This is a genomic window from Limnochorda pilosa (genome assembly GCF_001544015.1).
GTDB lineage: Bacteria > Bacillota > Limnochordia > Limnochordales > Limnochordaceae > Limnochorda > Limnochorda pilosa.
Window position 1 is genome coordinate 2605907 of sequence record NZ_AP014924.1, and the last position, 25007, is coordinate 2630913.

Here is a 25007-nt window from a genome sequence, read left to right on the forward strand (position 1 = left end):
TTGAAGAAGTCCAGCCTTCCGCCTATCGGTCTTGGTAAATCAGATACCGGTCACGGATCTGCTTGAACGCCTCCAGGTCGCGCTGCCACGCGGCCTCGATGATGTCCGCCGATGCGCCGTTTTCGATGCCGAGCCGCACAGAAGGATCACCCGTAAGCAGGTCGAAATGCTCGGGCCGGTCGATCTGGAAGCGGTCAGGGTAAAGCCGGCGGGCCGCCACCAGGATCTCGATACCCGCCCGAACCGGATCGAAGCGGTCCCGATCGGTGACGTGGAGCTGCACCCCGTGGACGACCTCCCCTGGGTACTTGGAGAAGGTGGGGGTGAAGCTCGTGGGACGGAAGACGACGCCCGGAAGCCCGCGCCCATTGAGGTAGCGCGCGAAGGCTTCGGCGTCCACGAAGGGCGCCCCGATCAGCTCGAAGGGCCGGGTGGTCCCTCGCCCCTCGGAGAGGTTGGTCCCCTCCAGGAGCGCCGTGCCAGGGTAAACGATGGCGGTGTCGAGGGTGGGCATGTTCGGCGAGGGCATCACCCATGTGGGGAGCCCCGTCTGATCGTACCACTCCCCCCGGCGCCAGCTCTTCATAGGGACCACGGTCAACTCGGCATCGATGTCGAACGCGTCGTTGAAGTACCAGGCCAGCTCCCCCACCGTCATGCCGTGCCGGATCGGCATGGGGTACACTCCGATGAAGGACGTGTACCCTTCCTGGATGACCGGCCCCTGGACGTCCAGGCCCCCGATGGGGTTGGGACGGTCCAGCACCACGAACTCCAGGCCGTGCTCGGCCGCAGCCTCCATGGCGTAGGCCATAGTCGAGACGTACGTGTAGAAGTGGACGCCCACGTCCTGGATGTCGAAGACCAGGACATCGAGCCCCTCCAGCATCTCCGCCGTGGGTTTCCTGGTCTCGCCGTAGAGGCTGTAGACAGGCAGCCCTGTGACGGGGTCGGTCTGGTCCCCCACGCGCGCGCCTGCCTGCTCGGCACCCCGGAAACCGTGCTCGGGTCCGAAAACGGCCGCCAGGTCGATGTCCGGGTGCTCGTGCAGGAGGTCCACCACGCTGCGGAACACCCGGTTGATCCCCGTGGGGTTGGTGATGACACCCACGCGTTTGCCCTTCAGAATGGACGGATCCTCGAGGAGGACGTCGATGCCCAGGGTCACGATCTCACCTTCGGGGGCTTCCTCTTGGGGGCGCCGGAGGCTGCCGATGAGCCCCGCCGCGCGGGCCACCAGGTCGGCTACACCCCTCCGCCAGGGGTTGATGCTCCCGTTCTCGCGGGTCGGGTGGACGCGGTTGGTTAGCACGATCACGAGGGTCCCGGTGGACCGGTCGGCCACCACGCTGGTCCCCGTGTATCCCGTGTGGCCGAAGGCTCCGCCGGTGTCGGCGAAGGCTCCCATGTACCAGGGCTCGCTCAGCTCCCAGCCGAGACCGTGGGGGCCCAGCTCGCTTCCCAGCTGGTCGCGAAGCATCTCCTCTACGGTCGCCGGTTGCAGGATCCGGCGTCCGGCGTAGGTCCCGCCGTTGAGCAGAGTTTGGAGGAAGACGGCCAGATCCCGGGCCGACGAGAAGAGCCCGGCGTGCCCGGACACGCCGGACAGGCTCCAGGCATTCTCGTCGTGGACCTCACCCCAGATCATGGGCCTGCCGGTCCACGGCTGGGCTTCGGTGGCCGCGATCCACGGGCGCCACTCGCTTGGAGGGTTGTACCGGGTCTGTCGAAGCCCCAGAGGCTCCGCGATGTGCTCCGCCACGTACCGGTCCAGCGGCTGGCCGCTCGCAGCCTCTACCAGCAGGCCGAGGGTGACGAAGCCCAAGTCGCTGTAAACATACTTCGTCCCGGGGTCGCTTTCCAGACCGGCTTCCAGCAACGAGCGGATCCGGGCCTCCGGGTCTGGCTGGTCCTTGTAGAAAGGCGCCCAGGCAGGCAGGCCGGACGTATGGGTGAGGAGTTGACGCACCGTCACCTCCTCCTTCCCGCGGGACCCAAAGGTGGGAAGGTACGTGGCCACGGGGGCGTCCAGGTCTACCTTGCCCCGTTCCACCAGCTGCATGACGGCGGTAGCCGTGAAGAGCTTGGTGAGGGAGGCGAGGTCGAAGACGCTGTTGCGGGTCATGGGTAGGGACCAGGCCATGGGCTCTCCGTCCGGTCCGTAGGTGTAGGCGTCGCCGTAGGCCTCCCACTTGAGGACCGCCCCATCGCGAGCCACGAGCACCACGGCCCCAGGGAACTTGGCCTGGCGGATTCCGTCGGCGATCAGTGCATCGATGTCTTCGAGCGCGTCGAGGTCCAGGGTGTTTAGGGTCGCCCGCGAAGCGGGACGCAGAACTGGGGGCAGGTCGGCCGGCGACTCGGCCGAACCGGTCCTCGTCGCCTTCGCGGAGAGCAGGAGGATGCCCAAGACGATCAGAGCCGAGAGAGGACGCACGCGTCGACGTTGTGCGCTCACCGTCGTTCACCTCCGGTCGGATGGGCCGCTGCACCCCTCGATCGCCCGGCGGACGAACCCTCCGACCTGCTCCAACCGCCTCTGGGCCGCCTCGCGGTCCAGGCCGCAGTGGAGCATCACGATCGCGACCTTCACCTGGTGGCCGGACTCCTGGAAGGCCTGCTCGCACGCCTCGCGTGGGGCGCCGGTGGCCTCCTGCAGTGTGCGCACCGCCCGGTCGCGCAGCTTGCTGTTGGTGGCGCGCAGGTCCACCATCAGGTTCTCGTACACCTTGCCCAGGCGGATCATGGCACCGGTGGAGAGCATGTTGAGCACCATCTTCTGGGCGGTGCCGGCCTTCAGGCGGGTGGAGCCGGTGACCACCTCCGCCCCCACCACGGGGGCGATGGTCCAGTCGGCGGTCTCCTCGAGCACCGACGGCCGGTTGCAGGTGACGCCCAAGGTCGTTGCGCCCAGCCGGCGTGCTGCCGTGACCGCGCCGATCACGAAGGGCGTGGCACCGCTCGCGGTGAGGCCCACCACCAGATCCCCCGGCTGCGCCCGGCGAAGAACCTGGGCGGCTCCCCCTTCGGCGTCGTCCTCCGCTTCCTCGGCCGCCTGCAGGATGGCGTCGAGGCCGCCGGCCAGGATCACCTCCACCGCCTCCTGGCCCACCCCGAAGGTGGGGAGCCACTCCACCGCGTCCAGGAGCCCCAGACGGCCGCTGGTGCCCGCCCCCACGTAGAGGACCCGGCGCCCTGCGGCGAGGGTCTCGGTCATCATCTCGATGCCCCGGGCGATGCGAGGCAACTCGGCCTCCACCGCCTCCACCACGCGCCGGTCCTCCCGGTTCATCAGACGAGCGATCTCCAGGGGACTGAGACGGTCGATCTCCATGCTCTGCAGGTTCCTCGACTCGGTCGTCAGGCGATCCACCATGGCTGGGACCTCCCGGTTCCGCCGTCGGCGCGGCAGGCCGCTCCAGGGTCCTACTTCGTGCCCGCGGAGAATAATCCTTCTTTCGTGATGCGTTACCAGGAAACTCTTGTTTCTATGGGCCCGACGGGCGCCACCCCGCCGGCCGGTACCCGCGCCCGCTGTGGCGCAGGAGTCGAGGGACCGGCGTGGAACCCTGGTCCCTCGGAAGCGGGCCGGCGACCTTTGGCGCCGGATGCCACCCATGAGGAGGCAGACGATGCAGACCCTCTTCGACCTCTCGGGGAAAGTGGCGATCGTGACCGGAGCGAGCCGCGGCATCGGCCAGGCGCTGGCCGTCGGGCTGGCCGAGGCCGGTGCGGACATCGCGGGCGTCTCCCGGGGTGCCCTGCGGGAGACAGAGGAGCAGGTGACCGGAAGGTATGGGCGGTGCTTCGAGCCGGTCCAGGTCGACCTGCGCCATCCGGATGCAGCCGAGCGTATCTTCGCCCAGACGCTCGAACGGTTCACCCAGGTCGACATCCTGGTGAACAACGCCGGGATCATCCGAAGGAACCAGGCCATCGACGTCACGGACGACGAGTGGGACGAGGTCATGCTTGTCAACCTCAAGCAGGTGTTCGCCCTGAGCCGTCAGGCTGGGCGGTACTTTCGAACCCGAGGCCGGGGAAAGATCATCAACATCGCCTCCATGCTCTCCTTCCAGGGAGGGATCCTCGTTCCGTCGTACGCCGCGAGCAAGAGCGGCGTCCTGGGTCTCACCCGCGCCCTGGCCAACGAGTGGGCCCCCCTCGGCATCAACGTCAATGCCATCGCCCCCGGCTACGTCGAGACGGAGGCGACCCGCCCGATTCGTGAGGATCCCCAGCGCAACGCCAGCATCCTCGAGCGGATCCCCGCCGGACGCTGGGGCCGGCCCGAGGACCTGAAGGGTGCAGCCGTCTTCCTGGCGTCCCATGCGTCGGACTACGTCCACGGCGCGGTCATCCCGGTGGATGGCGGATGGTTGGCCCGGTAACAGGGGCCCCGGGGCCGGGGGTGGCTGCGCGAGGCCTTCGGGCCCGTTTCATGCTCAGCCGCACCGCCCTGCCCGTCAATCCCGCGCGTACGGATCGAAGGCGTCCCGCACCGCGTCGCCCAGGAAGTTGAAGGCGAGCACCGCGACCACGATGAAGAGCCCCGGAATCAGGAACCACGGGTAGAGCTTCAGGGCCTGGAGGGTCTGCGCGTCGCGCAGGAGGAGCCCCCAGCTCGTCATGGGCTCCTTGATGCCCAGGCCCAGGAAGCTGAGGGACGACTCCCCCAGGATCATCCCGGGCAGGGCCAGCGTGGCCGAGACGATCAGGTACGAGGTGATGTTGGGAAGGATGTGGCGGAACATCACCACCGAGTCGGTCGCCCCCAGGGCCTGGGCCGCCACCACGAACTCCTTCTCGCGCAGGGCCAGGTACTGCCCCCGCACCACCCGGGCGAGCCCCGTCCATCCGATGAGCGAGAGCACCGTCACCACCCCGAAGTAGACCTTGGCCGAAGACCAAGAGGGCGGGAGGATCATGCTCAGCGCGAGCCAGAGGGGCAGGGTGGGAAAGGAGCGGAGCAGCTCGATGAAGCGCTGGATCAGGTTGTCCAGGCGGCCCCCGTAGTACCCCGAGATGCCCCCCATCACGACGCCGATGGCGGTGCTGAGCAGGATGCCGAAGATGCCCACCGAGAGCGTCACCCGCCCGCCCAGCAGGATCCGCCCCCACAGGTCCCGCCCGAAGCGGTCGGTGCCGAAGAGGAAGAGGCGCCCTTCGCTTGCGGGGTCGAGGCCGAAGAGGCGTACCCGGGCGGGGAGGAGGCCAAGGAAGCGGTAGGGCTCCCCGGCCACCAGGAAACGGATGGGGTGGATTTGGCTCCGGTCCTCCTGGTAGCGGAACTGGAAGGTGACCGGGTCCCGGGTGCGCTCGATGCCGTAGACGAAGGGCCTTGCGTGGAAGCGCCCCTCGGCGTCCATGAAGTGGATGGGCGTGGGCGGCGCGTAGCGGTGGTCGCGGTGCATCTGGTCGAAGGGATAGGGCGCGAGGAAGGGGCCCAGGGCGATGATCAGGTAGAGGACGGCCGCGACCGCAAAGCCCGCCACCCCCACCCGGTGCCGGAGGAAACGCCGGCGCACCCGCTGGGCGCGGGTGAGGGTCCGCACCTCTGCTTCGCCCGGTGCGCGGGTCACCGGCGCTTCGACCGTCGCCACGCAGCCTCACCTCCGAACCGTCCTTCGCCGGCCGCTGCGCCCCGAGCGCCCCGGCGGCCCCCCGGGCCCCACGGCCGTCCCTCAGTCGTAGCGGATGGTCGGGTCGACCCACACCAGCAGCACGTCGGCCAGCAGGTTCCCCACCAGCATCAGGAGGGCCGACATCATGAGAAACGTCATCACCAGGTACTGGTCCTGGTTGATCAGCGCGTCGTAGAAGAAGGGGCCCATGGTGGGCAGGTTGAGGACGATAGAGGTGATGATGGTGCCCGAGAGCAGCTCAGGCAGCTGCATCCCGAAGATGGAGACCAGCGGGTTCACCGCGTTCCGCACCGCGTGCTTGTAGATCACCACCCGCTCGCTCAGCCCCTTGCTGCGGGCCGTGGTGACGTAGGGCATCCCCAGCACGTCCAGCAGGTTCCCCCGCATGAGTCGCAGGAGCCCAGCGGTCCCCGAGGTGCCGATGGCGATCACCGGCACCCAGACGTGCTCGAGGAGATCCACCAGTTTGGCCGCTCCCCACGGCGCGCCGATCATCTCGGGCGAGAAGAGGCCGCCCACTGAGCTGGCCCCAGCCCGGAGCATCAGGTACATGAGCACCAGCGCCAGGAAAAAGTTGGGAATGGACAGGCCCACGAAGCCCACGAAGGTCAGCAGGTAGTCGAGGGCTGAGTACTTGTGGACGGCCGAATAGATGCCGATGGGCAAGGCGACCACCCAGGTGAAGAGGATGCTGGCTCCGGCCACCACCACCGTCCACCCCAGCCGCTCCCAGATGAGGTCGGCCACGGGCCGCTTGTAGGCGAAGGAGTAGCCGAAGTCGCCCCGGGTGACGATCCCCTGGACCCAGAGGAGGTACTGCATCCAGGGCGGCTTGTCGAGGCCGAGCTGGGCCCGCATCTGGAAGACCATCTCGGGAGAGACCCGGGGGTTCGCGAAGTACTGGGACCCGAAGTCGCCGGGCTGGGCCTGGATGACCGCGAAAGAGACCATGGAGATGAGCACCATGAAGGGCAGCATGAGGATGAGGCGGCGGGCCACGTAGCGCTTCATGGTGGTCTCCTCTCCCCTTTCTTCCCTTCCCCTGCGCCGGCGGAAGGACCGGTCGCGGGCGTGACCGCCCCGGGGGGCGAGCCATCCACCCCCGGGGCGGCGCGAGCCCGGCTACCGGCGGTAGGCCGTGTAGGGCGTGCCCACGTTCACGCCGTCCTCGCTCTGGAAGTAGTTGCCGACGCTCTTCTGCACCGCGAGGAGGTTCATCCCCTTGGCGATGAAGATCACCGGCAGCTCCCGGGCGTAGATCTCCTGCCACTCGTCGTAGTAGGCCTTGCGCTCGGCCGGGTCCATGGCCACCTGGCCCTTCTCGAAGAGCTCGTAGACCCGGCGCTCCCAGTCGAACATCTCGCCGAAGACGGGCTTTTGCTCCTTCCCCTCCATGGTGGAGAGGTGCCAGTAGTAGAGGGGCCGGCCCGGCTGCCAGATGGCCTTGCGCAGCTGCGGATCGGCCTGGTTGCCGAAGGCCATGATGATCGACTCGAAGTCGCCAGCCAGCGCCTTGTCGAAGGCCAGGCCGAACTTGATGAGCTGCAGGTTCACCTTCACGCCGGCCTGGAGCAGCTCCTCCCGCAGGAGGGCGGCCATGTCGCTCATCGGCTGCGAGTCGACGGCGGCGGTGAGGGTGAACTCCAGGTCCTTGCCCGAGGGCAGCTCCCGGATGCCGTCCCCATCCACGTCCCGGAGCCCCATCCCGTCCAGGGTCTGCCGGGCCGCCTGGGGATCGAAGGGCCGGCGCATCTCGGCCACCTTCGGGTTGTAGAAAGCCTTGTTGGAGGGCAGCACCGGCGCGCCCGGCAGGATGGCCAGGGTGTTGTAGACCTGGTCGATGATGCGTTCCCGGTCCACCAGCTGCTCCATGGCCGCCCGGAAGCGCGCGTCGCGGAAGAGGGCCCGCAGCTCGGGGTCCTTCGCGTCGAAGTTGAAGGCCCAGTGGGGCGGCGAGGGCGTGGGGGTCACGGGGTTGCCGGCGAAGACCTGGATCGGGGCGCCCGCCACCTCTTCGCTCTTGAGGCCCGGGAAGTCCGCGGCGCTGATGGTGAGCACGTCGATGGCGCCCGCCTGGAACTGCGCGAGCTGCACCTGCTCATTCTGGACAATGAGGTAGACCAGCCGGTCCATGTAGGGCAGCGGGTTCCCCTGGGGGTCGACCTTCCAGAAGTGGGGGTTCCGTTCCAGCACCACCCGCTGGTCCACGTCGTAGCGGGCCAGCCGGAAGGGGCCGGTGCCCACGATCTGGTCCAGGGGCGTGTCGGTGGTCCAGGCCTTGTTGAAGCTGCCGGCCTCCAGGGCCGGGTTCGCCCCTTCGGTGAGGTCGGCCAGCCGGTGCTCGGGCAGCATGAGCGCGTGGGAGAGCACCCGGAAGAAGGCGCCGTAGGGCTCGGGCAGGAGGGCCCGCACCGTGCGGGCGTCCACCTTCTCCCAGCGGACCACCTGGTCGCCGAAGGTGTACCGGGCCCGCTCGTTCCCCTCGGCGTTGGGGTTCATCACCACGTGCCGCATGGTGTAGATGACGTCGTCCGCGGTGAAGGGCTCGCCATCGGACCACGAGACGGGCCGCAGGTGGAAGGTCACCGTGCGCCCGTCCTCGGAAACGTCCCATGACTCGGCAAGGCCCGGCTCCAGCTCGAAGGTGGCCGGGTTCTCCTCCACCAGCGGGGTGAGGACGTTGGCCATGATCGCGTAAGCGGTCGCGTCGATGACCCCGTAGTAGTTGAACGACTTGGGCGAGGAGGTGAGCGACAGGGTCAGCGTTCCGCCGGGGCGACCGATCTCCTGGAAGAGGGCGGGATCGACGGTCTTGGCGTGCGGCGGGGCCTGGGCAAGGGTGGTGCCGGCCAAGGCCAGTGCCAGGGCCACCACCAGCCCCCACCGGACGGTGCGGTGCATCCAGTCTCCCTCCTGTGCGGCGGTCCCGGGCGCCGGATCGGGCAACCCCTCCGCGCCCGCGGCCAGCCGTGGGTAGGCGCGCGGTTGCGCTCCACCCCTCCCTTTCGCCTTGCGGAGTAGTGATCCTTCTTCAAGCGACGTTGATTTCCTCACGAAGTTTCTTGCTTGGTGGAGGGAGAGGCCTTGGGTGAGCGGGCGAAGCTGCGCTGCGGGAGGCGCGTGCCGCGCAACACCCGGGGGATGGCCTCCGCCAGCACGCCGTAATGGCCGTCGCTCAGATGCCAGAGCTCGCATCCCGATCGGGCCGCGGCGACGGCGATCATCGCGTCCACGGTCGGTACGCGCTGGCCTCGCGTGTCCAGATCCGCGAGCACCCGCCCTGCATCAAAGCCTGTTTCCATCGTCAGCGGAAGCACATCGAACGCCTGGAAGTCTGAAGTGATCGCCCGGAGGTCCTTTTCCCGCCGGGCGCCCCGAAGGACCTCGGCGGCGATGATGCTTACGGTGGCCACCCGATCCTGTGCGATCGCCTCCTGGATCGAAGTCCTCACGGCCTCGTCACCCCGCGGGTGATAGTACTCGACCCAGAGCGATGAGTCGACGAGGATGCGGCCGGCCGGGCTCATCTTCATCGCCTGTCCCTTTGCTCCCAGATCTCTTCGGCAGTGATATCGAGGGCGATCTTCCCCGCGTGGGCAATGGCCTGCCGCTGCCTGAGGCTGCGCACGAAGAGCTCCAGGGCCATCTCCACCGCCTGGCGCTTGCTCGAGGCGCCGGAGAGATCGACCGCCTCTTCGATCAGGTGCGGATCCAGGGTCAGGGTGAGGCGCTTCACCGACACCACCTCCTTGCACCATCTGCGGATGTACGCAGATGATGTCTCCGCCCTCATGATGCTTCGGAGCACCCACCCCGTCAAGAGGGAAGCCCCACAATGGGAACCCTCGGGTCCCCTACTGCTTCACCGCTCCCCGGGTGAGCCCGGCGATGATCTGGCGCTGGAAGACCAGGAAGAGGGCGACGATGGGCAGCGCCGAGATGGCCGCCGCCGCCATTTGATGCACATAGTCGACGCCGAAGCGCCCCTGGTAGAGCGCGAGCCCGAGGGTGAGGGTGCGGGTCTCGGCGGACGAGGTGAGGATGAGCGGCATCAGGAACTGGTTCCAGGTGGTGAGGGCGGTGTTGATGAGCACCACGGCCAGGGCGGGCCGGGCCAGGGGCATCAGCACCCGGAAGAGGATCTGGAAGTCCCCCGCCCCGTCCACCCGGGCCGCCTCGTCCAGGGAGCGGGGCAGCCCGTCGAAGTACTGTTTCATGAGGAAGATGCCGAAGCCTTCCACCAGCGAGGGGAGCATCAGGGCGGCCAGGGTGTCGTAGAGCCCGATCCGCTGGATCAGCACGTAGATGGGGATCATCAGCACGTGCACGGGGATCATCATCCGGGCCAGGATCAGGGCCAACACCAGCCCGGACCCCCGGAAGGGCTTGCGTGAGAGGGCGTAGGCCACCATGGAGTCGAAGAGGAGGTTGGCCGCCAGCACCACCACCGTCACCAGCGCCGAGTTGAGGAAGTAGCGGTCGAAGCGGTCGGCCACCCACACGTCCCGGTAGTTCTGGAAGGTGATCGTCTCGGGAATGAGGTCGCCCAGCTGGTTGACCAGCGCGCCCCCGGTCCGCACCGAGGTGGAGAGCATGAGGAGGAAGGGAAAGAGGGTGCTGAGCGCCACCAGGCCCAGCACCAGGTAGAGCCCGGCCCGCCCGGCCACCTGCCGGCCCGGCGGCCGCCTGCGTCCCACCCCGCCCCGGCCTCCCCTCATCCGTGGATCCCCTCCCTCTGAACGAGCCGGTACTGGACCAGCGAAAAGACCAGGATGATGAAGAAGAGCACGTAGGCCACCGCCGAGGCGTACCCCATGTCGAACTTCTGGAAGCCCATGGTGTAGAGGTGGTACACAACGGTCGTGGTCCGCCCCAGCGGGCGCCCCTGGGTCATGACGAAGATCTCCGAGAAGATCTGGAAGGACCGGATGGTGTTGATCACCAGCACGAAGACCAGGGTGGGCCGCAGGAGCGGCAGGGTGATGCGGAAGAACCGCCGGGCAGGCGTGGCGCCGTCCACCGCCGCGGACTCGTAGAGCTCCTCGGGGATGCTCTGGAGCCCCGCCAGGAAGAGGATGGTGTAGTACCCGAAGCTGGCCCAGACGTCCATGAGCATGATCGCGGGCAGCGCCCAGCGGGTGCTGAGGAGCCAGTTGGTCCGCTCCACGCCCACCAGGGCCAGGAGCCCGTTGAGCGGCCCGTAGGGTGCGTACAGGTAGACGAAGATGGTGGAGATGACGATCACCGACGTGACCGAGGGCAGGAAGTAGGAGGCCCGGAAGAAGTCCCGCAGCCGCAGCCGCTGGTTGAGGAAGACGGCCAGGGTCACGGCGATACTGGTGGTGAACGGGATCGTGCCCACCACGAAGAAGAGCGTGTTCTTCAGGGCCAGGGCGAAGCGCCGGTCGCCCAGGAGGCGGGCGTAGTTCTCAAGCCCCACCCACTGGGGCGGCAAACCGCTCAGCGGGTTGTACTGGGTGAAGCTCAGGTATAGGGAGTAGAGGATCGGGTAGAGGCTGAAGACCAGGAAGCTGAGCACCCAGGGCGAGAGGAGCACGCCCGTGGAGCCCGCGTCCCGCGCCCGCAGCCACCGGAGCGACCCGGCGGCGGCCGGGCGCGCCCCCAGGACCCGGCTCACCCCTTCGGTCCCCGTGGGGACCGCACCCCGGTTGCCTGCCATGCACCTGCCTCCCCTGGGACCGGCGGAACTGGCCGGGCGCCTCATGGGCGCCCGGCCGTCCCCGCGTGCCCGGTGTCACGCCTCAGGTCTGCTTCTCAGAGCAGCGGCTCGATGGCGTCCTGTGCGTACTCGAGGGCCTCCTGGGGCGAGCTGAACTGGCCCAGGAGCAACCCCTCCACCGCTTCGGTGACCGCGGTGGCCATCTCCTCCCACGCCGGGTGCATGGGCGGGTGGGTGGCTTCCGCCATGGCCTCGATGAAGAGGGCGATCCCCGGGTTCGCCCGCAGGTGCGCCTGCTGGTCCGACCGGCTGAACGAGATGAGGCTCGGGATGTGGCTCGAGATGAGGTTCCCCGTCACCAGCGCCTTGGCCAGCTCGCCGGCGAGTGCCTTCTGCTTCGACCCGGACCAGACCACCAGGTAGTCCGCCCCCGAGAAGACGACGCTCTTCGCCCCCGCGGGCGCGGGGAGGAGGAACACGCCGTACTCGAGGCCCGGCGCGTCCTTCTCCAGGTTGAGGGTACCGTCGAAGATCATCCCCACCTTGCCCAGGTAGAAGGCCTGGCGGACCTCCTCCTGGGTACCCACCAGGGAGGAGGCGGCCAGCTCCTGGTAGTAGGCCAGGGCGTCGACGAAGGGCTTCTCGGTCACCCGAGCCTGGGTCCAGTCGTCGTTCAGCGTCCGCCCGCCGTTGGACCAGACGAAGGGATAGAACTTCTGCCAGGTGGTGAAACGGCCGCCGATCTTGATGGAGTAGCCGTAGAGGTCCGGATCCAGCGCGTGGATGCGCCGGGAGGCGTCCAGGAGCTCGTCCCAGGTGGTGGGCACCTTCTCGATGCCCGCCCGGGCGAAGAGGTCCTTGTTGTAGTAGACCACGTTGGCGGTGCCGAACCAGGGCAGCCCGTAGACTTCACCGCTCTTGGTGACGGGATCGAGCCCCGTCAGATCCGAGGCGAGCTCGCCCGCGTCGATGGGCGCCAGGGCCCCGGCGCCCATGAACTGGGGCATCCACGTGGAGCCCAGCTCCACCACGTCCGGACCGTTGCGGGCGGCGATGGCCACGGTGATCTTGTCGAGGCCGTTCTCCCAGGTGAGCTGCTCGTGCTTCACCTTCACGCCGGGATGGGCCTCCTCGAAGGCGTCCAGCGCGGGCCGCAGCCACTCCTCGCTCCAGAAAGTCCAGATGGTGAGCTCCTGGGCCGCGGCAGGGACCGCCAGGACCACCGGTGCCACCAGCAGCGCGGCCGCCAGCCCCATCGCGACCGCGCCGGCCTTCCCTCTTCGAACCCGTTGGAACACGACGGACCTTCCCTCCCCTGGCGTGCTCGGTGACGGGTGCGCGCGCCGTGACCCGTCCTGCACGCTGCTTCTCACCTTCGATGCCGGCGGAGTGATTTCCTGGTATGGGATCTCGTTCCAGAAGGAAAGTTTCTTTCCCCTTCGGGAGACCTGGCTTTCACCTGCTGAGGCCGTCCTGGTGCCCATGCGGTACCCATGCGCCGGAGTCGGCCGTGTGGTACGATCGAGTTGAGGGCATAGGTCCGGGGGGGTCCGCATGCCGTACGAGCGAGGGGAGCTGGAAGCCATCACGCGCCGGGCACGCCCCGGGGATGAGGAGACGATCCTCACACCCTGCGTGGCGCCGCCTCCGGAGGGCGTCGAACCTGGGGCGTGGCAGGCCGCGGTACGCGCGCGCCGGGAGTGGCTCCACCACGGCCTGGCATCGGGACGCCTGCGGGTGATGCTTGCCCTGGTGCCGGCCCAAGAGGGGCCGCTGATGGAGTATCCGGGGGTCGGCCGCGTTCCCGTGGCATCGCTGGCGCACGATGGGTTGATCCCAGCCGGAATCATCGAGTACGCGCCCCTGGCTCATGCCGCGGAACCCGTCCGGGGAGGGGACCACTGGATCATCCACTGCATGTGGGTGATCCCGCCCTTTGCACGCCGGGGCGTGGGCAGCGCGCTGCTCACCGCGGCGGTACGGGACCTGCGGGAGGACCCAGAGGTCGCGCCTGAAGCGGGCCTGGCGGTGGTGGCCTACCGGGGCGAGCAATGGTGGGGCTTCTTCGACTACATGCCCGAGGCCTTCTTCGCCCGCCACGGTTTCCGACCCGTGGATCGGGACGGTTCCCGGGTTCTCATGTACCGTCCCGTGGCGGCCACACCCATGGACCTCTTCGAACGCTGCGACGAGCCGCCCGGGGCCGGCCAGCCTCTGTACCTCATCCCGCCGCGGCAGAACCTCGAGGGAACGGGGGTCCCGGGCACCATCCCCTTGCCCGGAGAAGAAGCCGGTGCTGCACGGCCCCAAGGAACCCACGTCCGCTTCCTCTATCACAGTCGTTGCCCTGCCGCCGCCGCGGTCTGGGAGCGTCTGAAGGCCGAGGCGGGTTCGCGGCCGGGCCTCCACCTCGAGGCGGTGGACACCCGGGACCCGGGTGCGATGCGCTGGTACGGGGTGGCCAACGGCCTCTTCGTCAACGGTCGCCTGGTGCTTCACAAGGTCCCGTCGCCCGGTGAGGTCCGGGCTGCGGCCGGCATCGGCCCTTGAGCGGCGCCGTTCACCGGCCGCCTGGCTTGGCCCCGCCCATCCGACCTGACACCAGCCTTGCCCGCCCGTTGACCTCCCCTGCCCGCCGGAGGTATACTGGCGCCGGGCCGGAGGCCCTGCACCTCGGAAGCGCCGGAAGAGGGCTCGATCCACCGCACACACCCGCCCCTGTAGCTCAACGGTCAGAGCGGGCGCCTTATAAGCGCCTGATCCTGGTTCGATTCCAGGCAGGGGCACCACGCGTCGCTGATGGGATCGGACCCTACTCGAGGAAGTCCTTCAGCTTCTTGCTGCGGCTGGGATGGCGCAGCTTGCGGAGGGCCTTGGCTTCGATCTGGCGGATCCTCTCCCGGGTGACGCCGAAGACCTGTCCCACTTCCTCCAGGGTGCGGGCGCGCCCGTCGTCCAGGCCGAAGCGGAGACGCAGTACCTTCTCCTCCCGGGGGGTGAGGGTGTCGAGGACGCCCTCGAGCTGCTCCCGGAGCATGGTGAAAGACGCGGCTTCGGCAGGCGCAGGCGCCTCCTGGTCCTCGATGAAGTCGCCCAGGTGGCTGTCTTCCTCCTCGCCGATGGGCGTCTCCAGTGAGACGGGCTCCTGGGCCATCTTCTGGATCTCCCGCACCCGCTCGGGCGACATCTCCATGTGCTCGGCGATCTCTTCCGCGGTGGGCTCCCGGCCCAGCTCCTGCAGCAGGTTGCGGGAGACCCGCATCAGCTTGTTGATGGTCTCCACCATGTGGACCGGGATGCGGATGGTCCGGGCCTGGTCCGCGATGGCGCGGGTGATCGCCTGGCGGATCCACCAGGTCGCGTACGTGCTGAACTTGAACCCCTTCCGGTACTCGAACTTCTCCACAGCTTTGATAAGGCCCAGGTTCCCCTCCTGGATCAGGTCCAGGAAGGGCATGCCCCGCCCCACGTACCGCTTGGCGATGCTCACCACCAGCCGGAGGTTCGCCTCGGCCAGCTTCCGCTTGGCCAGCTCGTCGCCCTTCTCGATCCGCTTGGCGAGCTCGATCTCCTCCTCGGCCGTCAGGAGGGGTACCCGGCCGATCTCCTTCAGGTACATGCGGACCGGGTCGTCGAGCCCCACGCCCTCGGGAACGCTCAGGTCGATGTTCTCGGGCGAGTCGGGCGCGCCGTCCTCTTCGGGCTGGGCGGCTTCCTCGTCCTCGGGCGCATCGGGCACCACGCGAATCCCCTGCTCGGCGAATCGTTCATAGATCTCATCGATCTGCTCGGGGGCCAGATCCACGTGCTGGAGCGCGTCCATGATCTCCTCGTAGTTGAGGCTGCCCGCCTCCTTGCCGCGCTTGATCAGCGCCTGGACGCTCTCCAGTTGAAGGATCTCGTTCGTCTGGGACATCGGGTCTCCCCCCTTTCCTGGCCCGGCTCCCTGCTGGGCCCCACCGGGGCGGCGTCGTACCGCACTTCCCAGCCCCACCGGTCCCACCGTGCCCGGCCCTCATGCCCGCTGCCTTCCGGCACGGGCGCCCCCTGGGCGCGCCCCTCGGGCACGAACCTTATGGTACCGCATCAGCAGCCCGTTTAGCCTTTCCAGCGCCCTAACCCCGTCTTCGTCGGATGCCGCCAATTCCCTTTCAATGGTTCGCAACTCCAGGAGCCCGCGGAAGCGCCCCATCTCCTCCACGAGCTCCGTCACCTCCAGCGCGGCGGCGACCGGGCTGAGGACCCCTGCCGGGGGCTCGGGCACCGGCATGCGCGCCAGCACCCGGGCAGCCGGCTCGCCTGCCTCCATGGCGGCCTGGAGCGCCGTCGCCCAATCGGCCAGCCCGGGGCCCACGAAGAGCGGGTGCCCGAGGGTGCGCTCCAGCACGGGCAAGAGGCCGTGATCACGCTCCAACCGCCGGGCCAGCTCCCACTCGAGGCGCTGCCACCGGCTCACAGCTTGACGTTGCAACCGGGGAGACTTCGAGGGCCGTTCCCTAGAAGTATGATGCGCGATCGGCGAATGATTCCTGCCGGGTACCCTTGGGCCGGGGTCGCCTTCCGCGCCCCGAGGGCCGCCGGCCTCGCGCCGGCTGCCTGGGTGGGACCCCCGCGGCCCGGGGACCACATCCGCGGTCCGCTGCGCCCCTGCCAGGTACCGCTCCAGCTCCGCCGCAACGGCGGACGCCGAAACCCCAATGTCGTTCGCCACCCGTTCGACATATCCTTCCCGAGCCACACGGTTTTCTACTCGCGCCAGGACCGGCAAGACGCGGGTCACGGCCCGGGCTTTCCCCTCCACCGTGGTGGGCTCCTCCCCGGCCAGGATCCGAACCAGGAGGAACTCCACCAGGGGAAGGGCCCCTTCGGCCACCCGGCGGAACGCGGCCGGGCCCCCACGCCGGACGAGGCTGTCGGGATCCTCGCCCTCGGGCAGCGTGGCCACCCGCACCGAGACCCCGTGACGGGCCAGGATCTCCAGGCCCCGCAGCGTGGCCCGGTCACCCGCGGCGTCGCCGTCGTAGGCGATCACCGCCCGATCCGCATACCGGCGCAGCAGGGCGGCCTGATCCTCAGTGAGGCTGGTACCGAGGGAGGCGACGGCCTGGGTGAAGCCCGCCTGATGAAGGGCGATGGCGTCCATGTACCCCTCCACCACCAGGGCCTCCGTGCTGGGGGCCGCTTCCGTGAGCGGGTGCCCTACGGGCCCGGGCCCCGGTGCCTGGCCCCGCCCGGCCGATCGCAGCACCGGCCCTGCCACGTCCAGCGCGTAGAGGATCCGCCCCTTGTGGAAGAGCGGGCTCTCGGGGCTGTTGAGGTACTTGGGACCCTGGGCCTCGCCCAGGAGCCTGCCGCCGAACCCGATCACCTGGCCCGAGGCGTCCCGGATGGGAAAGATGAGCCGGTCCCGGAAGCGCTCGTAGGGCCCCCGCTGGCCCTCGAGCACCAGGCCCAGCACGTGCGCATCCTCGAGCAGGCTATTCCGCCTGGACGAGGGTTGCTCCGCGAGCATGCGCAGCAACCCGCCGTCGCCCGGGGCATACCCCAGGCCGAAGCGCTCCACCACCTCCGAGGCCATGCCCCGTCGCTCCAGGTAGGCGCGGGCCCGGTTTCCGGCCGGTCCGGCCAGTTGGACCCGGAAGTAGCGGAGGGCCAGGTCGTTCAGCGCCACCAGGCGGGCCCGCTCCGCGGCCCGGCGCCGGGCGTCGGCCGAGGGGGCCAGGTCTTCCTCGGGCACGCCCACCCGGCGGGCGAGGCGCCGCACCGCCTCGGGGAAGTCGATGCCTTCCCGCATCATAAGAAAGCGAAAGACGTCCCCCCCGGCCCCGCACCCGAAGCAGTGGAAGAACTGCCCCTCGGAGCTGACCGAGAACGACGGCGTCCTCTCCTGGTGGAAGGGGCAGAGGCCGATGAGGTTCCGGCCCTGCCGCCGGAGCTCGACGTGGTCCGCGATGACCTCGACGATGTCGGCCCGGCGGCGGATCTCTTCCACGGCCTCCTGGTTCCAGGGCACGGCAGACGTCACCTCGCGGCGTGCCCCGCTCCTCCACCCGGGCCTGGGCGGCGGCCAGGCGGGCCACCGGCACCCGGTAGGGCGAGCAGCTCACGTAGTCGAGGCCGGTGCGGTGGCAGAACTTCACGGAGGCGGGATCGCCGCCGTGCTCGCCGCAGATGCCCACCTTCAGGTCCGGCCGGGTCTTCCGGCCCCGCTCCAGGCCCATCTGCACCAGCTGGCCCACGCCCTCCTGGTCCAGGGTCTGGAAAGGATCCGAGCGGAGGATGCCCTTCTTCCGGTAGTCCTCCAGGAAAACCCCCGCATCGTCCCGGCTGAAGCCGAAGGTCATCTGGGTGAGGTCGTTGGTCCCGAAGGAGAAGAACTCGGCCCCCTCGGCGATCCGGTCGGCCACCAGCGCGGCCCGGGGCACCTCGATCATGGTCCCCACCTTGTAGGGGACCTGGACCCCTGCCTTCTCCATGACCTCCCGGGCCACCTTCTCCACCCGCTCCCGAAGGAAGCTCAGCTCCTCGGGGGTGCCCACCAGCGGGATCATCACCTCGGGGTGGATCGACAGGCCCTCCTTCGCCAGCCGCGTGGCCGCCTCGAAGATGGCCTGCACCTGCATCTCGTAGATCTCCGGATAGGTGACGCCCAGGCGGCAGCCCCGGTGGCCCAGCATCGGGTTGAACTCCTTCAGGCTCTCCACCTTGGCCCGCACCTCGGCCGGGCTCTTGCCCGTCTCCCGAGCCACCTCGTCCACGGCCTCCTCCTCGTGGGGCAGGAACTCGTGGAGCGGCGGGTCCAGCAAGCGGATGGTGACGGGCAGTCCCTCCATCACCTTCAGGATCCCGTAGAAGTCGTCCCGCTGGTAGGGGAGGAGCTTGGCCAGGGCCTTGCGCCGGCTCTCCTCGTCGTCGGCCAGGATCATCTCCCGCACCGCGACGATCCGGTTCTCGCCGAAGAACATGTGCTCGGTGCGGCAGAGGCCGATGCCCTCCGCGCCGAAGCGGCGGGCTACCTCCGCGTCGTGGGGGGTGTCGGCGTTGGTGCGCACGCCCAGGGTACGCAGCTCGTCGGCCCAGGCCATCAGCTCGCCGAAGGCACCCGACAGCTCGGGTTCCACCAGCTTCGCCTGCCCGGGGTAGACCTCGCCGGTGGTGCCGTTGAGGGTGATCCAGTCGCCTTCCTTCAGCACCCGGCCGTTGACGCTGATCTGGCGGGCGGTCGTATCGACCCGCACCTCGCCGGCCCCGGCCACGCAGCACTTGCCCATGCCCCGGGCCACCACGGCCGCGTGGCTGGTCATGCCGCCCCGGGCGGTGAGGATGCCCTCGGCCACGTTCATGCCGCCGATGTCCTCGGGCGACGTCTCGGTCCGAACCAGCACCACCCGCTCGCCCCTGTCGGCCCAGTCCTCCGCGTCGTCGGCCGTGAGGACGATGCGGCCCACGGCTGCCCCCGGCGAGGCGGGAAGGCCCTTGGTGAGCACCTCGAGCTCCTGGCCGGGGTCCACCATGGGGTGGAGGAGCTGCTCCACCTGCTCGGGGTCGACCCGCCGGATGGCGGTCTCCTTGTCGATGAGGCCCTCCTTCACCATGTCCACGGCGATGGTGACCGCGGCCAGGGCGGTCCGCTTGCCCGAGCGGCACTGGAGCATGAACAGCTCCCCGTCCTGGATGGTGAACTCGATGTCCATCATGTCCCGGTAGTGGGCCTCGAGCTTCTGCCGGATCTCCTCGAGCTGCTGGTACGCCTGGGGCTGGGCCTCCTGCAGGGTGCGGATGGGCTGGGGCGTGCGGATGCCGGCCACCACGTCCTCGCCCTGGGCGTTCATCAGGTACTCGCCGTAGAAGACGTTCTTCCCCGTGGAGGGGTCGCGGGTGAAGGCGACCCCAGTGCCCGAAGTCTCGCCCAGGTTGCCGAAGACCATGGTCTGTACGTTGACGGCGGTGCCCCAGTCGCCGGGGATCTTGTTGATCTCCCGGTAGCGGATGGCCCGGGGGTTGTTCCACGAGTCGAAGACGGCGTTGATGGCGCCGAAGAGCTGCTCCTCGGGCTCCTCGGGGAAGGGCTGGCCGGTGCGCTGCTGGATGAGGGCCTTGAAGCGCCCCACCAGTTCCTTCCAGTCCGCGGCGGTGAGCTGCGTGTCCAGCTCCACGCCCTTCCGCTCCTTCACCTCTTCGATGAGCTTCTCGTACTCCTCGCTCGAGACGTGGAGCACCACGTTGCCGTACATCTGGACGAACCGCCGGTACGAGTCGTAGGCGAAGCGCTCGTCCGCCTGCCGGGCCAGGCCCTGCACCGTCCGATCGTTCAGGCCGAGGTTGAGGATGGTATCCATCATGCCCGGCATGGAGACCCGGGCGCCGGAGCGGACCGAGACGAGGAGCGGCTTCTCGGGGTCGCCGAAGCGCCGGCCCGTCACCTGCTCGAGCCGGGCCATGTTCCGCCGGATCTCCTCATCCAGTCCTTCGGGCCAGCGGCGGCCGTTCGCGTAGAAGGCGGTGCAGACCTCGGTGGTGATGGTGAAGCCGGGAGGAACCGGGATGTCCAGGTTGGTCATCTCGGCCAGGTTGGCTCCCTTGCCCCCCAGGAGGTTCTTCATGTCCGCGCGGCCGTCGGTCTGGCCGCGGGCGAAGAAGTAGATGGACTTCCCTGTCGACACGTTCAAGCCCCCTCATGCAGTAGGCGCTCGAGCAGCATGGGTAAGCGGCGCCTCCCTTCACCGGCCCGTGCCGGTCCAGGCGCCTGCTTTCAGAAGAAGGGTCCCCAAAGGGTTCGGCTCCCCTGCGTGCCCGTTCTTGCACGGTGCTTCGCCACCTGGACAAGGCATCCTGCCGGCCGGGGAGCGCCGGGAAGGAGTCGGGACATTCCGGCTACTCCTCGGGACGCCACGCGTCCCACTTCACCGGCTCCCACCGGGCGGTCCGGCCCGAGGCCCGGGCCGCCCAGCCGGCCGCGGGCCTCCCCGCCTGCTCCACCCCGCCCGCTACGCCTCCACCACCCGTCGCCAGTCGCAGACCTGGTCGAAGAAGGCGGTCATCTGACCCAGCAGGTTCAGTCGGTTGGCCTGGAGCTCGGGCTCGGGGGCCATCACCAGGACCTCGTCGAAGAAGCGGTCCACCAGCGGCCGCAAGGAGGCCATGGCTTCCAGGGCCGGGCCGTAGCTGCGGGCCGCCAGGAGCGGCGTCACCTCCCGCCGGGTCTCCCCGAAGGCCCGGGCGAGCTCGCGCTCGGCCGGGTCCTGCAGAAGCTCCGGGACCACCTCTCCGGGTACGGCGCCTGCCTTCCCCTTGGACCGGGCCTGGGCCACCAGGTTGGCCACCCGGCCGAAGGCGGTGCGCACCGCGTCGAAGCTCTCGCCCCCGGCCCAGCGCTGGAACGCCTCGAGCCGGGCCAGCACCTCGGGCACCTGCTCGAAGCGGGCCGACAGCACCGCATCGACCAGGTCGTAGCGGTAGCCCCGCTCCAGGAGCACGCCCCGCATCCGCTGGCGCAGGAAGTCGAGGATCTCGGCCTCCAGGGCGTCGATGCGCTCCAGGCCGAGACCTTCGACGCGCGGCCCGTACCCTTCCAGAGCCCGGCGCACCAGGCGGGGCAGGGCCAGATCGAGGCCGCGGGCCTCCAGGATCGCCAGGATCCCCAGGGCGGCCCGCCGGACCCCGTAAGGATCCTGCGAGCCCGTGGGCGTGAGCCCGGCCACGAAGGCGCCGGCCAGGCTGTCCGCCCGGTCGGCCACGGCCAGGAGCGCGCCGGGGCGCGTCTCGGGCAGGGGCTCCCCCGCCCCCCGGGGCCGGTACTGCTCCTCCAGGGCCACGGCCACGGGCTCGGGCTCCCCCTGGGCCCGGGCGTACTCCCGGCCCATGACGCCCTGGAGCTCTGGGAACTCGTAGACCATGTGGGTGACCAGGTCCGCCTTGCTCAGGTGGGCCGCCCGGAGGAAGTGGGCCTGCTCCTCCTCAGGGAGGTCCAGCGCCGCAGCCAGGCCCTGGGCCAGCGCCTCGAGGCGGGCGGTCTTCTCCAGGAAGCTTCCCAGGCCGCCGTGGAAGCTCATGCCTGCGAGCTCCGCCACCCGCTCTTCCAGCGACCGCTCCAGGTCCTCCCGGTAGAAGAAGGCCGCATCGGCCAGGCGGGCCTTCAGCACCCGCTCGTGCCCCCGCACGATGACGGCGGCCTCGCCGGGGTCACCGTTGGACACGGCCACGAACCGGTTCTGGAGACGCCCGTCGGGCCCCGCCACCGGGAAGTACCGCTGGTGGGCCTCCATGGGGGTCACCAGGACAGGGTCCGGCAGCTCCAGGTACGCCTCGGGGAAGTGCCCTTCCAGCGCCGAGGGCCACTCTACCAGCCCTGCCACCTCGTCCAGCAGGCCCTCCCGGGCCAGGAGCCGCCCGCCGGCCCGGGCGGCCACCGCCTCCGCCTGGCGGCGCACCTCCTCCCGGCGCTCCTGGGGATCGGCCAGCACCCGCCGCTCCCGCAGCCGCTCCAGGTACGAGGCGGCGTCCACCTCCACGACTCCCGGGGCCAGCAGCCGGTGACCCCGGCTGGCCGTTCCCGCGCGCAGGCCGGCCGCCTCCACGGGCAAGGGCCGCCCGTCGAGGACGGCCACCAGCCAGCGGATGGGCCGGGCGAAGCGAAGCCCGCTCTGGTCCCACCGCATGCTCTTGGGAAAGCGCAGCCGCTCCACCAGGCCCCGCAGCAGCTCGGGAAGGACCTGGCCCGCCTCCACGGAGGGCTCCTCCACCCGGGCGAAGACGTACTCCCCCTGGTCGGTCTGGCGGCGGACCAGCGCGTCCGCCGTCACGCCCCGGGATCGGGCGAAGCCCTCGGCCGCCCGGGTGGGCCTGCCCTCCGCGTCGAAGGCGGCCGCCGCGGCCGGGCCTCGCACCTCGGTCACCCGGGGCGCCTGGCGGTCGGCTAGACCTGCGACCACCAGGGCCAGCCGGCGCGGGGAGCCGTACGCACGGACCTCGCCCACCCGGAGCCGGGCGTCGGAGAGGGCCCGCTCGGCCTCGTGCCGCAGGGTCTCCAGGGCCGGCTGGATGAAGCTCGCCGGGAGCTCCTCGCACCCGATCTCGAAGAGGAGGTCGGCCATCAGCCCCTCACCTCCGCGTGACCGGCGACGGCCGCCGGGGACAGGGCGGTTTCGGCTTCCCCGGGGGCTGAGGGAGCGCCGCCCTGCGCCTCTCTCAAGAGGGGGAAGCCCAGCTCCCGGCGATGCTCCAGGTAGCGCTGGGCCGTGCGCCGGGCCAGCTCTCGCACCCGGCCGATCATGGCCGCCCGCTCGGTCACGCCCAGGGCACCTCGGGCGTCCAGCAGGCCGAAGGTGTGCGAGCACTTGAGCACGTAGTCGTAGGCCGGCTGCACCACTCCGGCCCCCAGCAGGCGCACCGCCTCGCGCTCGAAGTCGTCGAAGTGGCGCCGCAGGAGGGCGCGGTCCGAGAGCTCGAAGTTGAAGCGGGAGTAATGGACCTCGTTGGCGTGGAAGAGCTCGCCGTACCGGATCCCCCGGGTCCACTCCAGGTCGAAGACGTTGTCGACCCCCTGCAGGTACATGGCGATGCGCTCCAGGCCGTAGGTGATCTCCGCTGAGATGGGCTCCAGGTCCACGCCGCCCACCTGCTGGAAGTAGGTGAACTGGGTCACCTCCATCCCGTCCAGCCAAACCTCCCAGCCCAGGCCCCAGGCGCCCAGGGTGGGCTGCTCCCAGTCGTCCTCCACGAAGCGGACGTCGTGGCGGGCGGGCTCGATCCCCAACGCCTGCAGGCTCTTCAGGTAGAGGTCCAGCACGTCGGCCGGCGCCGGCTTGAGGATCACCTGGTACTGGTAGTAGTGCTGCAAGCGGTTGGGGTTCTCGCCGTAGCGGCCGTCGGTGGGCCGCCGGGAGGGCTGGACGTACGCGGTCCGCCACGGCTCGGGGCCCAGCACCCGCAGGAAGGTGGCCGGGTGCATGGTGCCCGCCCCCACCTCCATGTCGTACGGTTGCTGCACGATGCACCCCTGATCCGCCCAGTAGCGGTTCAGGGCGAAGATCATCTCCTGAAGCTGCATTCCCGAATCCTCCCATCGCCGCCGGCTGGGCCGGGCAGGAAACAGAAAAAGAGACCTCGCCCACTCAGGGACGGAAGGTCTCCGCGGTCCCACCCTGATTGGCCCGCCGGTGCGGGCCCGCTCCTTTTTCGGGCTCGGAAGTGCCCTCGCAAGGCCCTCCCCCCGGCTTCCACCCGCCCGGGGTCGCTACGTGGAGAGCAATCCTGCGATTGGCTCCCTCATCGCCCCACCCGGCCGCGCGGGCCGGGTCTTGCTTGTCGGTTCGGGGCTCACCGGCCTGCCTGCGCCGCCGGGCCCTCGGTGCGGACATTATACCACAGCGCCCCGGCGGCCGGTAGCCCCGGATCGCCCGGGATCAGTCGACCTCCACGGGGACCAGCCGGCTGCGGCTCCCCTTGGTGGAGGGCTCCTTCCGCTCCACCTCGATGCTGCAGCGGCCCACCAGGCAAGCCGCGGCGGCCAGGGCCGAAAGGCGCGGCAACAGCAGCGCGGAGGCGACGCCGGCGGTCACCGGGAAGTCCAGCAGGACCCGGTCCTCGCGCCGGATCCGCACGCGGGTGATGTTGCCCTGGCGGATCAGGTCCACGAGGCGGTCCCAGGCGGCGCGGCCTCGAGCCTCCCAGCGCATGGCCGCGCCTTCCTCCTTCTGCCGGTTCTCGAAGCGCACCAAGGCCTCCACCACGTCGCCCCCGGCCTCGTCCAGGAGCTGCTTGGCTTCCGCGTATCCCAGGCCCGTGCGCTGCCGGAGGATGTCAATCCGGTCCAGCTCGTCCATGGGTCTCCTCCTTCCAGGGGGCGAGCTCCAGGCTTTCCAGGAAGGCCCTTGCCTTGAGCGGCCCCTCCACTCGGGCGTCCAGCAGGTCTTTCAACGCGTCCCGTACCTCCCGGCCGGTTCCCGCCGCGAACCGCAGGACGCCGGCCCGGGCGGCTGAGAGGCTCCGCAGCCTCCGAAGGCTTTCGACGCTGCCGGGCGAGAGCCGGCGCACCGGGCGGGAGGTCGCGCACTCCGGGCAGAGGAGCCCGCCCTCCGAGCCGTTCAGGCCCCACCCCGGCCCCGGCTGCCACGCCCGTCCACACCCCAGGCAGCCGTCGAGTTGGGGCTGGTAGCCCAGGTGATCCAGGAGCGCCAGCTCCAGGTAGCGCGCCAGCCCGAAGGGATCAGCGCCGGCGTCCATCTGCCGCAGCACCTGGAGCACCAGGAAGAAGACGGGCTCGTCGGCCTCCCGCTCCTCCACCATCCGGTCCACCAGCTCGCACGCGTAGCTGGCGTAGGCCATCCGTTCCAGATCCTCCCGCAGGTTGCGGAGCGACTCGCGGATCTCTCCCTGGCTCAGGGTTTCGAGGTCGCTCCGGCCGCGTACCAGCAGGTAGGACCCGTAGGTGAAGAGCTGGGTGGGACCCATGAGCCGGCTGCGGGTGCGCCGCACGCCCCGGGCTGCCGCCCGCACCTTCCCCTCGGACCGGGTGAGGAGGGTCACGATGCGGTCCGCCTCGCCGAACGCCTGGCTGCGGAGCACGACGCCCTCGGCGTGGTAGATCACGCAGCGCCTCCGCCTCTGGTGGCTAACGTGCGCCCCGCTGCACGAGCGTATGCCGGCATCTTGCTCTCTCCTTGGGCCGCTCCCCGGGTGCC

The 25007-nt window shown here is 69.7% G+C and carries 18 protein-coding genes, 1 tRNA gene and 1 pseudogene; 3 read left to right on the forward strand and 17 right to left on the reverse strand.

Going from position 1 to position 25007, the window contains the following annotated elements; all coding sequences use genetic code 11:
* Positions 1-22: 22 nt before the first annotated feature.
* Positions 23-2458, reverse strand: coding sequence for an exo-beta-N-acetylmuramidase NamZ domain-containing protein (locus tag LIP_RS11455; RefSeq protein WP_082726242.1), 2436 nt, complete (start codon positions 2456-2458; stop codon positions 23-25).
* A gap of 6 nt (positions 2459-2464) precedes the next feature.
* On the reverse strand, positions 2465-3376 hold the full coding sequence (gene murQ / locus LIP_RS11460; protein WP_068138444.1) for an N-acetylmuramic acid 6-phosphate etherase: 912 nt from the start codon (positions 3374-3376) through the stop codon (positions 2465-2467).
* 256 nt (positions 3377-3632) lie between these two features.
* On the opposite strand from murQ, the gene kduD reads away from it, so the two are divergent.
* A complete protein-coding gene (gene kduD, locus LIP_RS11465) occupies positions 3633-4391 on the forward strand; it encodes a 2-dehydro-3-deoxy-D-gluconate 5-dehydrogenase KduD (RefSeq protein WP_068138446.1) in 759 nt (252 codons plus the stop codon).
* Between the two features lie 75 nt (positions 4392-4466).
* On the opposite strand, the gene LIP_RS11470 is transcribed toward kduD, so the two are convergent.
* From LIP_RS11470 to LIP_RS11505, 8 genes are all read right to left on the reverse strand, one after another.
* A complete protein-coding gene (locus LIP_RS11470; RefSeq protein WP_198409521.1) occupies positions 4467-5603 on the reverse strand; it encodes an ABC transporter permease in 1137 nt (378 codons plus the stop codon).
* Between the two features lie 81 nt (positions 5604-5684).
* Entirely contained in the window at positions 5685-6656 is a 972-nt protein-coding gene (locus tag LIP_RS11475; protein WP_068138450.1) for an ABC transporter permease, read from the reverse strand.
* Positions 6657-6767: 111 nt separating this feature from the next.
* Positions 6768-8546, reverse strand: coding sequence for an ABC transporter substrate-binding protein (locus tag LIP_RS11480; protein WP_068138453.1), 1779 nt, complete (start codon positions 8544-8546; stop codon positions 6768-6770).
* A gap of 149 nt (positions 8547-8695) precedes the next feature.
* Positions 8696-9178 (reverse strand): PIN domain-containing protein, encoded by a 483-nt coding sequence (locus tag LIP_RS11485; RefSeq protein ID WP_068138455.1) that lies wholly within the window; start codon positions 9176-9178, stop codon positions 8696-8698.
* Positions 9175-9381: a type II toxin-antitoxin system VapB family antitoxin gene (locus LIP_RS11490; protein WP_068138458.1), complete on the reverse strand. Its 207-nt coding sequence runs from the start codon at positions 9379-9381 to the stop codon at positions 9175-9177. Before LIP_RS11490 ends, LIP_RS11485 begins: the two co-directional genes overlap by 4 nt.
* 118 nt (positions 9382-9499) lie before the next feature.
* Complete coding sequence (locus LIP_RS11495) at positions 9500-10342, reverse strand: carbohydrate ABC transporter permease (protein WP_158509667.1); 843 nt, start codon at positions 10340-10342, stop codon at positions 9500-9502.
* A 17-nt stretch (positions 10343-10359) separates the two neighbouring features.
* Entirely contained in the window at positions 10360-11325 is a 966-nt protein-coding gene (locus LIP_RS11500; RefSeq protein WP_082726245.1) for a carbohydrate ABC transporter permease, read from the reverse strand.
* A gap of 95 nt (positions 11326-11420) precedes the next feature.
* A complete protein-coding gene (locus LIP_RS11505) occupies positions 11421-12623 on the reverse strand; it encodes an extracellular solute-binding protein (protein ID WP_068138464.1) in 1203 nt (400 codons plus the stop codon).
* A gap of 256 nt (positions 12624-12879) precedes the next feature.
* Here LIP_RS11505 and LIP_RS11510 point away from each other — a divergent pair, with 256 nt between their 5' ends.
* On the forward strand, positions 12880-13875 hold the full coding sequence (locus LIP_RS11510; protein ID WP_068138466.1) for a GNAT family N-acetyltransferase: 996 nt from the start codon (positions 12880-12882) through the stop codon (positions 13873-13875).
* 164 nt (positions 13876-14039) lie between these two features.
* A tRNA-Ile gene (locus tag LIP_RS11515) sits at positions 14040-14114 on the forward strand.
* A 23-nt stretch (positions 14115-14137) separates the two neighbouring features.
* Here LIP_RS11515 and rpoD read toward each other — a convergent pair.
* The 7 genes and pseudogenes from rpoD to recO all read right to left on the reverse strand — a co-directional run bounded on the left by rpoD (position 14138) and on the right by recO (position 24915).
* Entirely contained in the window at positions 14138-15241 is a 1104-nt protein-coding gene (gene rpoD / locus LIP_RS11520; RefSeq protein WP_068138468.1) for an RNA polymerase sigma factor RpoD, read from the reverse strand.
* A gap of 99 nt (positions 15242-15340) precedes the next feature.
* Positions 15341-17350, reverse strand: coding sequence for a DNA primase (dnaG, locus tag LIP_RS11525; RefSeq protein ID WP_082726247.1), 2010 nt, complete (start codon positions 17348-17350; stop codon positions 15341-15343).
* Between the two features lie 16 nt (positions 17351-17366).
* Positions 17367-19988 (reverse strand): annotated as a pseudogene (gene ppdK / locus LIP_RS11530) (pyruvate, phosphate dikinase); the annotation flags it as partial.
* Positions 19989-20312: 324 nt separating this feature from the next.
* Positions 20313-22418, reverse strand: coding sequence for a glycine--tRNA ligase subunit beta (glyS, locus tag LIP_RS11535; protein ID WP_068138475.1), 2106 nt, complete (start codon positions 22416-22418; stop codon positions 20313-20315).
* Positions 22418-23374 (reverse strand): glycine--tRNA ligase subunit alpha, encoded by a 957-nt coding sequence (locus LIP_RS11540; RefSeq protein WP_068138478.1) that lies wholly within the window; start codon positions 23372-23374, stop codon positions 22418-22420. The genes glyS and LIP_RS11540 overlap by 1 nt, the downstream gene beginning before the upstream one ends.
* 355 nt (positions 23375-23729) lie before the next feature.
* On the reverse strand, positions 23730-24149 hold the full coding sequence (locus LIP_RS11545) for a DUF4342 domain-containing protein (RefSeq protein ID WP_068138481.1): 420 nt from the start codon (positions 24147-24149) through the stop codon (positions 23730-23732).
* Positions 24127-24915 carry a DNA repair protein RecO gene (recO, locus tag LIP_RS11550; RefSeq protein ID WP_068138484.1) on the reverse strand — a complete coding sequence of 263 codons (789 nt, stop codon included), beginning with the start codon at positions 24913-24915 and terminating at the stop codon, positions 24127-24129. The genes LIP_RS11545 and recO overlap by 23 nt, the downstream gene beginning before the upstream one ends.
* Positions 24916-25007: the final 92 nt, after the last annotated feature.

Coding starts and splice junctions, on each gene's coding strand:
- LIP_RS11480 (WP_068138453.1), bottom strand. CDS start 8,546: ATGCACCGCACCGTCCGGTGGGGGCTGGTGGTGGCCCTGGCACTGGCC.
- rpoD (WP_068138468.1), bottom strand. CDS start 15,241: ATGTCCCAGACGAACGAGATCCTTCAACTGGAGAGCGTCCAGGCGCTG.
- kduD (WP_068138446.1), top strand. CDS start 3,633: ATGCAGACCCTCTTCGACCTCTCGGGGAAAGTGGCGATCGTGACCGGA.
- LIP_RS11485 (WP_068138455.1), bottom strand. CDS start 9,178: ATGAAGATGAGCCCGGCCGGCCGCATCCTCGTCGACTCATCGCTCTGG.
- LIP_RS11545 (WP_068138481.1), bottom strand. CDS start 24,149: ATGGACGAGCTGGACCGGATTGACATCCTCCGGCAGCGCACGGGCCTG.
- glyS (WP_068138475.1), bottom strand. CDS start 22,418: ATGGCCGACCTCCTCTTCGAGATCGGGTGCGAGGAGCTCCCGGCGAGC.
- murQ (WP_068138444.1), bottom strand. CDS start 3,376: ATGGTGGATCGCCTGACGACCGAGTCGAGGAACCTGCAGAGCATGGAG.
- LIP_RS11540 (WP_068138478.1), bottom strand. CDS start 23,374: ATGCAGCTTCAGGAGATGATCTTCGCCCTGAACCGCTACTGGGCGGAT.
- LIP_RS11500 (WP_082726245.1), bottom strand. CDS start 11,325: ATGGCAGGCAACCGGGGTGCGGTCCCCACGGGGACCGAAGGGGTGAGC.
- LIP_RS11510 (WP_068138466.1), top strand. CDS start 12,880: ATGCCGTACGAGCGAGGGGAGCTGGAAGCCATCACGCGCCGGGCACGC.
- LIP_RS11475 (WP_068138450.1), bottom strand. CDS start 6,656: ATGAAGCGCTACGTGGCCCGCCGCCTCATCCTCATGCTGCCCTTCATG.